The sequence below is a fragment of the Streptomyces sp. NPDC111656 genome (assembly GCF_055656965.1).
In genome coordinates this window covers 299,188-307,881 of sequence record NZ_JBVKCA010000014.1, presented here as the reverse complement: position 1 = coordinate 307,881, position 8,694 = coordinate 299,188, and the positions used below count along the sequence as shown (strand labels likewise).

General features: G+C 70.3%; 10 protein-coding genes and 1 pseudogene. 9 read left to right on the top strand and 2 right to left on the bottom strand.

What is annotated here, in order from left to right:
* Positions 1-130 precede the first annotated feature (130 nt).
* Positions 131-532 (bottom strand): hypothetical protein, encoded by a 402-nt coding sequence (locus tag ACZ7M3_RS35095; protein ID WP_472068716.1) that lies wholly within the window; start codon positions 530-532, stop codon positions 131-133.
* Positions 533-730: 198 nt separating this feature from the next.
* Here ACZ7M3_RS35095 and ACZ7M3_RS35090 point away from each other — a divergent pair, with 198 nt between their 5' ends.
* Positions 731-1,474 (top strand): transposase, encoded by a 744-nt coding sequence (locus ACZ7M3_RS35090; RefSeq protein WP_472068708.1) that lies wholly within the window; start codon positions 731-733, stop codon positions 1,472-1,474.
* Positions 1,440-2,570 carry a vWA domain-containing protein gene (locus ACZ7M3_RS35085; RefSeq protein ID WP_472068682.1) on the top strand — a complete coding sequence of 377 codons (1,131 nt, stop codon included), beginning with the start codon at positions 1,440-1,442 and terminating at the stop codon, positions 2,568-2,570. The genes ACZ7M3_RS35090 and ACZ7M3_RS35085 overlap by 35 nt, the downstream gene beginning before the upstream one ends.
* A gap of 100 nt (positions 2,571-2,670) precedes the next feature.
* Here the strand turns inward: ACZ7M3_RS35085 and ACZ7M3_RS35080 are convergent, their stop codons facing one another.
* A complete protein-coding gene (locus ACZ7M3_RS35080) occupies positions 2,671-3,885 on the bottom strand; it encodes a lactonase family protein (RefSeq protein WP_472068680.1) in 1,215 nt (404 codons plus the stop codon).
* A 279-nt stretch (positions 3,886-4,164) separates the two neighbouring features.
* Between ACZ7M3_RS35080 and ACZ7M3_RS35075 the strand changes: the two genes are divergently transcribed.
* The 7 genes and pseudogenes from ACZ7M3_RS35075 to ACZ7M3_RS35045 all read left to right on the top strand — a co-directional run bounded on the left by ACZ7M3_RS35075 (position 4,165) and on the right by ACZ7M3_RS35045 (position 8,659).
* A complete protein-coding gene (locus tag ACZ7M3_RS35075) occupies positions 4,165-4,728 on the top strand; it encodes a hypothetical protein (RefSeq protein ID WP_472068679.1) in 564 nt (187 codons plus the stop codon).
* A 61-nt stretch (positions 4,729-4,789) separates the two neighbouring features.
* A complete protein-coding gene (locus tag ACZ7M3_RS35070) occupies positions 4,790-5,128 on the top strand; it encodes an MMPL family transporter (protein ID WP_472068677.1) in 339 nt (112 codons plus the stop codon).
* A 231-nt stretch (positions 5,129-5,359) separates the two neighbouring features.
* Positions 5,360-6,049 (top strand): helix-turn-helix domain-containing protein, encoded by a 690-nt coding sequence (locus ACZ7M3_RS35065; protein ID WP_472068675.1) that lies wholly within the window; start codon positions 5,360-5,362, stop codon positions 6,047-6,049.
* 202 nt (positions 6,050-6,251) lie between these two features.
* Positions 6,252-6,437 (top strand): hypothetical protein, encoded by a 186-nt coding sequence (locus ACZ7M3_RS35060; RefSeq protein ID WP_472068673.1) that lies wholly within the window; start codon positions 6,252-6,254, stop codon positions 6,435-6,437.
* 114 nt (positions 6,438-6,551) lie between these two features.
* Positions 6,552-7,040, top strand: a pseudogene (locus ACZ7M3_RS35055) (DUF5709 domain-containing protein).
* Between the two features lie 66 nt (positions 7,041-7,106).
* The gene (locus ACZ7M3_RS35050) at positions 7,107-7,667 is read left to right on the top strand and encodes a (2Fe-2S)-binding protein (protein ID WP_472068671.1); all 561 of its coding nucleotides are present in this window, start codon (positions 7,107-7,109) and stop codon (positions 7,665-7,667) included.
* Positions 7,664-8,659: an FAD binding domain-containing protein gene (locus tag ACZ7M3_RS35045; protein ID WP_472068669.1), complete on the top strand. Its 996-nt coding sequence runs from the start codon at positions 7,664-7,666 to the stop codon at positions 8,657-8,659. The genes ACZ7M3_RS35050 and ACZ7M3_RS35045 overlap by 4 nt, the downstream gene beginning before the upstream one ends.
* The last annotated feature ends 35 nt before the right edge of the window (positions 8,660-8,694 follow it).

Sequence of the window (8,694 nt, the reverse complement as noted above, 5' to 3'; positions counted from 1 at the left end):
ACGTCTCCAGGGCAGGGCGGACAAGCGATCTGCAGGCGTACGACGGCGCATTTACTGTGCCCCCGGCGCACGGCGAAGCCGCGCTGGATTGCTGTCGGGGATCTTGGAGTCTTCCGCTGCGGCAGCCTGATCAGCAGGCATGCTCGGGCAGTTCCGAAACCCGATGCCGTTGTAGCGGTGCCCGTTGCCCCTCCGTCCCTGTTCTGGTGAACAGATCCCAACTCTGACCGCGCAGCTCGCGCGGGCAAGCAACCGGGCCGGTACGACGGCGATATGGGTACGTGACCGCCTCGACGGACTGTGGAACGACGAGGATCTTGCTGACCGGTACCCGCGAGCTGGGCGGCCGGGCCTCTCGCCCGCCCAGCTCGCCACCGTGAACGTGCTGCAGTTCCTGCTCAATTTGTCCGACTTCCGCGAGCGCGTCGCTGAGGGCGACCGTGCCGACCGGCTCCTGGACCTCGCGCCGGCCCGTCTCAAGGAGGCCGGGCTCGTGCGTGAACGCACCACGCAGCGCGCCGATTCCACCCATGTCCTGGCCTCGGTGCGCAGCTTGACCGGGCTGGAGCTGGTCACCGAGGCGGTGCGGGCCACCTGGAGGAGCTCGCCGACACCGACCCACACCTGCTGGCCGACCTGGTCAACGAGGAATGATGGAGCCGCTACGGCCGTCCGGTCCGCCCGGGCCAGAACCCCACCCGGCCCAAGACCAAGATCCACACGACCAGCAATGCCGACGCCCGACTGCTGGAGCATCTCCGGCAGCACGGGGCAGACCTACCCCACCTCCTCGCTCACCGCGGCGCCGCTGATCGAGGCGCGGTTCACCAAGGGTCAGTGTCAGCCCTGCCCGGTCCGCACTCGGTGCACCACCTCCCGTGAGACCGCCCGGAACGTCAGCTTTCCCCCGCGGGAACTCCGCGACCTGCAAGTCCGCATTCGCGCCGAGCAGCAGACGCCCGATCGGCAAGCCCGTTTTGCGGTTCGCTCTGGGGTGGAGGGCACCGTCAACGAGTTCGCCCATGGACCCGGCATGTGCCGCTGCCGGGCACAGCCGAAGGCTGACTTGCAGCACGTGTTCACAGCCATCGCTGTGAACATCGAGCACCTCAGCGGTCTGCCGTCGACCGGCGAAGCAACCCCCGTCCCGGCCGCCTACCGCATGCCAGGACTTCCTGGACCAGCACGGATTCCCTCGGCTGAAGTCCTGGCGAGCCGTCAGCCGTTGACCTCGGTGTCGCCGAGAGCTCAAGCTCAACCCCGACAACGTCCACGTCGGCTGGAACAGGGTCATCCAGCCGACCACGCCCGGCGGGACCTTCGACGAGTTCGCCTACTTCGGCCGCCTGCGCTTCAACCCCGACCCCGTTTCCGGCCTCCTTCTGGCACCCCGCTACGACATCGTCAAGGTCACCGGCCTCTACAGCTCGGACCCGGCTATGAACGGCCACGTCTTCCACCTGGACCCGCGTGACCCCACCCGCCTGCGCTACGACCAGCAAGGCGCGGTCGGTGAGTTCAAGAACTTCAGCGGCGACGGCAGGTCCCTGATCGGAATCGGCAACGCCCGCTCCGCGAATCTGGACCACTTCGCCACGGACCTCGCCAGCGGCACTTCGCGCAGACTGGACGCCGACCCCGGCTACAGCGACCCCGCCACCAGTTCGCCCGACGACAAATGGACGGTCGCGATGGACGTCCGCTACCGGGACCGCTTCTCCTTCATCGCCGGGCTGCCGGGGGTACCGCCCCTGACCGACATGCTGCCGATCGGCGCCGCCGCGTCCGCCGGCTACAACATGCGCACACGGCGGCTCTTCGAGCCCTACCTCGTCGACCGCAGCGGCCACCACGACCAGCAGATCAACGCGTGCACCACCGGCCCTTGCTCCACGTCGGCGACCGGGCAGGGCAGTACGGCCGACGACCCGTTCTGGGCCTCCCGGGCCGACTCCTACCGGTCGCCCGGCGGCACGCGGATCGTCTACGGTCAGACCTACTCCTCCCCGGCCGACTGCGGACCTCCCTTCGAGCCGGTCGCCTGTCCGCCGTCCAGCGAGCCCGGCGGCCGTACCTCCCGCCTCATGCTGGCCCGCCTCACCAGCCGCAACCCTCACCGTCTCCCGCCCGTCCGACCGGTGCCCGACGGGGTTCCCTGGGGCACGCCGTACCAGCCCGGTCACCCGGACCCCAGGCGACCGCATCTGCCCGCCGGGCACTACACGCTCGAAGGCCGGTTCGCCGGCCAGGCCGCCGTCGACCTCGTCGAGAACACGGACGGGACCGGCCTCATCTGGATCTCCGTCACCTACACCGGCTACAGCGACGACGGGAAGACCTTCCTCAATGGCACCCAGAGCGTCGAGAACGCAGGCACACCCGCCAGCCCGGTGACCTTCCACGAGCATCTCCGCGTCTCGGGAGCACATACAGGCACCAAGACCACCAGCGAACCTGGCGGCTACACGATCTCGCCGCTCTCCTCCCTCCAGGGCTCCTACCAGCCGGTGGGGACCATGACGACTGCCCAGGACGGTCACGTCAACGCCCAGCCCGTGTCCTACTCCTGATCGCACCGGGACGGCTCCCGCATCAGTTGCGCCCCGGAAAAGCACGGCGCTCCGGAGAGACTTCCCTCCGGAGCGCCATGCCGCCGCGGCGGCCGCTTCTTTACACCGCGGCGATGCCCTCCATGCCGGATTCGGCGAAGGGGGGCAGTCCAGTGACTGTGGTGACCTTGCTGAGGGAGCCGTTCCTGCCGATCCTGAAGCCGTCGACCGTGCCGGAGGTGGCGTTCTGCACGTACAGGAACTTCTGGTCCTTCGTCACCGCCAGGTCGATGACGCCCTGTGAGCGTGCCGAGGGGGGTGTGGCGACGCCGACGCCATTGGTGAGCGCCAGTTTGCCGCGCCGGTCGGTGCGGTAGCCGGTGACGGTGGAGTTGCCGGTGTTCCCTCCGAAGAAGAAGTCGCCCGCGCGCTCCAGCCAGCACAGCGTTTTCTGGCCGTTGGGCAGGGGCTCCTGGACGACCTTGAGGGTGCCGTCGCGGCGGACCCGGTACGTGCTGACGGTGGACTTCTCGGCCTCGGCCACCAGCATGCGGCCCGACCTGTCGAAGGTGATCGCGAACGGGACACCGCCGGCCGAGTCGTTGATCACCGCCCGGTGCGCGGGGCGTCCGTCGTGCCGTACCGGGAAGACCTCGATGGTGTTGGCGGACTTGGTGGTGACCACCAGGTCACGACCGCCCGGTGTGAACGCGACCTGACCGGGCGAACTGCTGAACAGCGGGACCTTCTTGTTGTGCAGGCCGAGGGAGCGGTACGAGCCGCTCAGCGGCACCAGGCCCCTGGCCGTGATCCGGAAGCCCTGGACGCTCCCCGCGCCGCCCGCGTTCATCACGTACGCGAGATCGCCGGACACGGCGATCGACGACGGGAAGTCGCCTCCAGAACCCACCACTTGGCGATCCGTGAGCCGCTGCCCCTCGACCCGGAACGAGGTCACCGTGCCACTGCCCGCGTTGACCGCCAGCAGCCGCTTGGAGCGGTTGTCGTAGACGAGCGAGCCCTGTGAGGCGAGGGAGTCGGTGGGCGCGTCGACCTGGTCGCCGCCCTTTCCGCCGGTCGCGTAGCTGCCCGCGGCGGACAGGGTGCCGTTCTCGCCCCGCTTGAAGGCGTGGATGGTGTTGCCGGCCAACTCGTTGCCCTGTACGAACACGGCATGGTCGGCGCCGGCGCGCGCCGAGGTGTGCTGCCGGTGGGCGGGCTCGTCCGCCGAAGCGATGGTCATGGTCCCGACTGCCGCGGCCGATGCGAGAAGTGCGGCTCCGGCGATGGTCAGCCGGGTCTTCCTAGGCGACCTGCGCCTGGTGTGCCTGCTCATGCGGTGATCCTCCAGTCCTTGCCTGCCACCGACAGCGGGTGGCCGCGAGGGCCAGAGTGGTTCACGGGACGGGGAGGCATCAGCGATTCGAATGGCGCGTCACTTTTTCGTAAGAAGAGCCCGGAGACGAGCCTTGAGGACGGTCCTTCGTCTGCTGCGATCGCAGTAGAGGGAAGTGTCTGCGGACGCCCGACGCCGTCATATCCCGGGGATGCGAGCGTGAGCGTGGGCCGGGTTCGGCGGCCCGATCATGTGGCGTATCCCTGGAAATGCTCGTCGATGTCCCCTCTCGCCCGCTGGTGCCACCGGCACCGGCTCGTCGTCCTCCTGGTCTGGGTGGGCCTGCTGATCGGTCTGGGGGCCGGGGTCGGTGCGGCCGGCAGCGCGTTCGGCAACAGCCCGACCTCGCAGAACACCGACTCGGCCAAGGCGACGGCCCTGCTCCAGCACGCCTCGAACAGCGCGGCGGGCAAGAGCGGCCGGGTCGTCTGGCAGCTGGGGGAAGGCAAGGTCACCGAGCCCGCGGCCGAGCGGGCGATGACCGACGCGCTGGGGCGGATCGCCCACGCGCCGGGGCTCGCCGCCGTGACCAGCCCCTACACGTCCAGCGGCGAGCGGGTCCAGGCCCGCCCCAAGGCCCTCGGCCTGGTCGCCCTGGCTGTCCTGGCGGCACTCGCGCTGCCGACCCTGTCGCTGCGCCTCGGCGCCTCCGACGACGGCAACCTGCCCACGACCTCGACCAACCGCCAGGCGTACGACATGATCGCGGACGGTTTCGGGCCCGGCTTCAACGGCCCGCGTCCTCGCCGTCCAGGCCCCCACCGCCGCCGACCGGGCGGCTGAAGCGAAGCTGGTCACCGCTCTGAAGCAGGTCGACGGCGTCGCCGGTGCGACCGCCGCGCCCATGCGAGAGGGGCAGACGGTCGGCGTGGTCTCCGTCGTCCCGACGACCTCCCCGCAGTCGGCGGCCACCTCCGACCTGATCGACCGCCTGCGGGACAAGGTGATCCGGCAGGCGGAGCGGGGCACGTCGATGAAGGTCTACGTCGGCGGCCTCACCGCGAGCAACGACGACTTCGCGTCGGTGCTGATGGGTAAGCTCCCGCTGTTCGTGCTGGTGATCGCCGCGCTCGGCTTCCTGCTGCTGACCGTGGCCTTCCGTAGTCTGCTCAGTCGCCCTGCGAGGGAAGGCTCCGAACCGCCTCATGCTGCGTTGGTTGATGACCGTCGTGGTGAGCGATGAGGAAAGAGGTATCCAAGAGATGTCAGGTGGGGACCGGGAAGGCGAGCGAAAGCGCATCGTTGCTGACGTGTCGAAATCCGGCCAGATGACATCGGAACCGGAGTGTCAAGAAGACTCCGGGATAAGCCTGGCGGGTGCCCGTCTATTGGCCAGGTGGTGTCCGGCATGGAGACGGCGCGAGCCCGGTCTGCGGCTTGCACACGGAACAGGAGAAGGCGGAGCGCGCTGCGGGTGCTGCGGGCGCACCTGAACTTCGCCGAGATCGCGGGCGGGCCCCTGCACCACGCCAGCGAGCGGCAGACGGCCGAGGAGGCAGGCATCTCCCGCACGACCCTGCGGATCGTCTACGACACCGTCCTCGAACCGTGCGGCTGGCTGCGCCGTCTGCGGGTCGGCCACGGCCGGGAGGGCTCCACCTGGTACCTCGACACCGGCAGCGCCCACCGTCCGGGCATCCCCGCTCCGCAGTCTCGTTTCCGGACCACTCAGTACCTCCCCGACCCGACACCTGAGGAGTGGCCCACCCCTGAGACAGCCACGACGGCCGACATCGACTCCACCGTCATCGCCCGCCTGATAGGCCACGACGCCTTCGCCCACCACGGCCTCGGCAGCTCCGCCCTCGTGATCATCGGCGCGCTGCACATCCGGCCCACCCAGACGGTCGGTGAGCTTGTCGGTACGGCCTCGGTGTCCCGTGCCACCGTCTACCGGACGTTGCGACGCCTGGCCGACCACGGTCTGGTGCACCACCGCGGAGAGACCTGGGCCCTCGCTCCCCGCGCGCTGGAGGGCCTCGGTAACAGCCTTCTGGACGCTGTCACCGGCCCGGACCCACGGCCCGCACGGGAGGTCTGTGACGCCGACACCGTCGACGGTGCGGCGCCGCAGGGGCGGCTCCGCCTCGAGTGCCGTCCGTGATTGTCTCCGCCCCCGGTCGGGTCCGCCCCGGGGCCCGTGTACGGGGTGACGTGGCCGACAGGGAGCGCCCTGTCCCGTGGGTTCGGCGCACTGGTGTGGTTGCCGCTACTCATGAGGGGGACTCGGCCATTCAAGAGGAGGCCTCCGCCGGGCAGCGGAAGGGGCGGTACGGCAGGCTCCGTGGCATCGTCAAGGAGTTCTCATGGAAAACCGGCGCGCCGAGGAGTTCTACTCGCGAGATCGTCCGGTCCACCCCGCGCTGCCTGAAGACCGGCCGCGCGGGGCGAAGCCCAGGGCCCCGGTGAAACACCGCGGCCCGTGGCTGACGGCTGCGCTCGTCATCGGCGTCATTCCGCTGATCGTCGTCGGAATCGCCTTGTTCCCCTGAGCGGACCGTACCGCCGCCGTCAGCCGACGGCAGAGGAGTGACGTCGGCGTTGGACGGCGCCGGCCTGGATACGCGGACGGAACGAATCCACCTCGTCCGAAGGGTGCGCACATCATGGGGAGCCAGAACCGCGACGACGTCATGGGTGACGAGGTCTATCAGCCCGACGGCCCTGCCGACCGGGAGGACGCGGGCACCCTTGACCCGGAGGACACGCTCACCGACCGGGGCAGCGCCCCGTACGAGGAAGCTGGTCACCGCCCGAGCGTCGGCTCGCGGTGGAGCATCAGGGCACGACCGCGCGTGAGCAGTGCGGGGGCGAGAGCCTGGACCAGCGGCTGGCCGAGGAGCGTACGGATCCGGCGCTGGAGGAGCCCGGCGCGGACGACGGGGGTGGGGGACCTCGCGGGCGGGGAGGGCGAGCCGCTGGACGACGAGGTAGGGGCGGACCGGTCGGGCCGCCTCGTGGCTCCGGACGAGGGCGCGCACGAGGACGCCGGGAAGCACCTGCTCGCCCGCGACGTGGGCATCGACGGCGGCGCGGTCTCCGCGGAAGAGGCGGCCGTCCATCGGATCCCGGACGAGGACGACACACCGCCGTAGCCCTCATGACCCCGCCTTGCCGAATGCCCCGTCCAACCGGCGGCCTGAACGTACGGGAGGTCTTCCATGGAATCCGACGCCGCGCGCGACGCGTCCGCCCCACCCGACCAGCACCACTCGGAGGTTACTCTGCGGGTCAACGGCAAACAGCACACGCTCACCGTCGACCACCGTTCAATGCTTCTGGACGTACTGCGCGAGGACCTCGACCTGATCGGTGCCAAGAAGGGCTGTGACCACGGCCAGTGCGGCGCCTGCACGGTTCTGGTCGACGGCCGCCGCGCCAACAGCTGTCTGCTGCCCGCCGTCGCCCTCGACAGCGGCGACATCACGACCGTCGAGGGACTCGGCGGGGACGGCGAGGAACTCCATCCGCTCCAGCGCGCCTTCCTGGACCGTGACGCCTTTCAGTGCGGTTACTGCACCCCGGGGCAGATCTGCAGCGCCGTCGGCGCTCTTGCAGAGGCCGCTGCCGGTCATCCCTCCCAGGTCACCGACCCTGGCGCCACCTCCGGGCCGCCCGTGGCGCTGGGCCGGGAGGAGATCCGCGAGCGGCTCAGCGGCAACCTCTGCCGCTGCGGCGCCTACCCGAACATCGTCGAAGCCGTCGAGGACGTGATCCCGTGAAGCCCTTCGGATACGTACGCGCGGGCAGCCTCGAGGAGGCGGCCGACGCGTACGCCTCGCATCCCGGCGCCCGATATCTCGGCGGCGGCACCAATCTCATGGACCTGATGAAACTCGGCGTGGAACAGCCGAGCACCCTCGTCGACGTCAGCCGACTGCCTCTGGACACGGTGGAGGAACTGCCCGATGGTGCGCTGCGGATCGGGGCCACCGTCCGCAACAGCGATCTCGCGGCCCACCCCCTGGTCCGCGACCGCTACCCGGTGCTCTCGCAGGCGCTCCTCGCGGGCGCCTCCGGGCAGCTGCGCAACATCGCCACCACCGGCGGCAATCTGCTCCAGCGCACCCGCTGCCCCTATTTCCAGGACACCGGCAAGCCGTGCAACAAGCGCGAGCCGGGTAGCGGCTGCGGCGCCCGGGACGGCGTCCACCGCGACCACGCGGTGCTCGGGCATTCGCCGCAGTGCATCGCCACACATCCGTCCGACATGGCCGTCGCTCTGGCCGCCCTCGACGCGCACATCGAGCTGTACGGGGCCGACGGCGAACGCGCCGTCCCAGCGGCCGAGTTCCATCGGCTGCCCGGTGACCACCCGGAACGCGACACCGAGATCCGCCCCGGCGAACTCATCACCGCCGTCGTCCTGCCGGCCGCCGCGGCCGGGCTGCCGTCCCTCTACCGCAAGGCCCGCGACCGCGCCTCGTACGCCTTCGCCCTCGCCTCCGCCGCGGCGGTGCTGCGGGTGGATGACGGCGTCGTCCAACACGCGGGCATCGCCTTCGGCGCGCTCGCCCACCGGCCCTGGCGTGCCCGGCGCGCGGAGGGGGCGCTGCTGGGTGCCGCGCCCACAGTCGCCGCCTTCGAGCGTGCCGTGGACCTCGAACTCGCCGCCGCCCAGCCCCTGCGCGACAACGCCTACAAGGTGCGCCTGGCCCGCAATCTCGCCCTCGACGTCCTGACCCGGTTGGCACCGCCGACGACCAGCACCTGACGGGACGTCCGCCACGGCAGCACGAGGAGGACTCC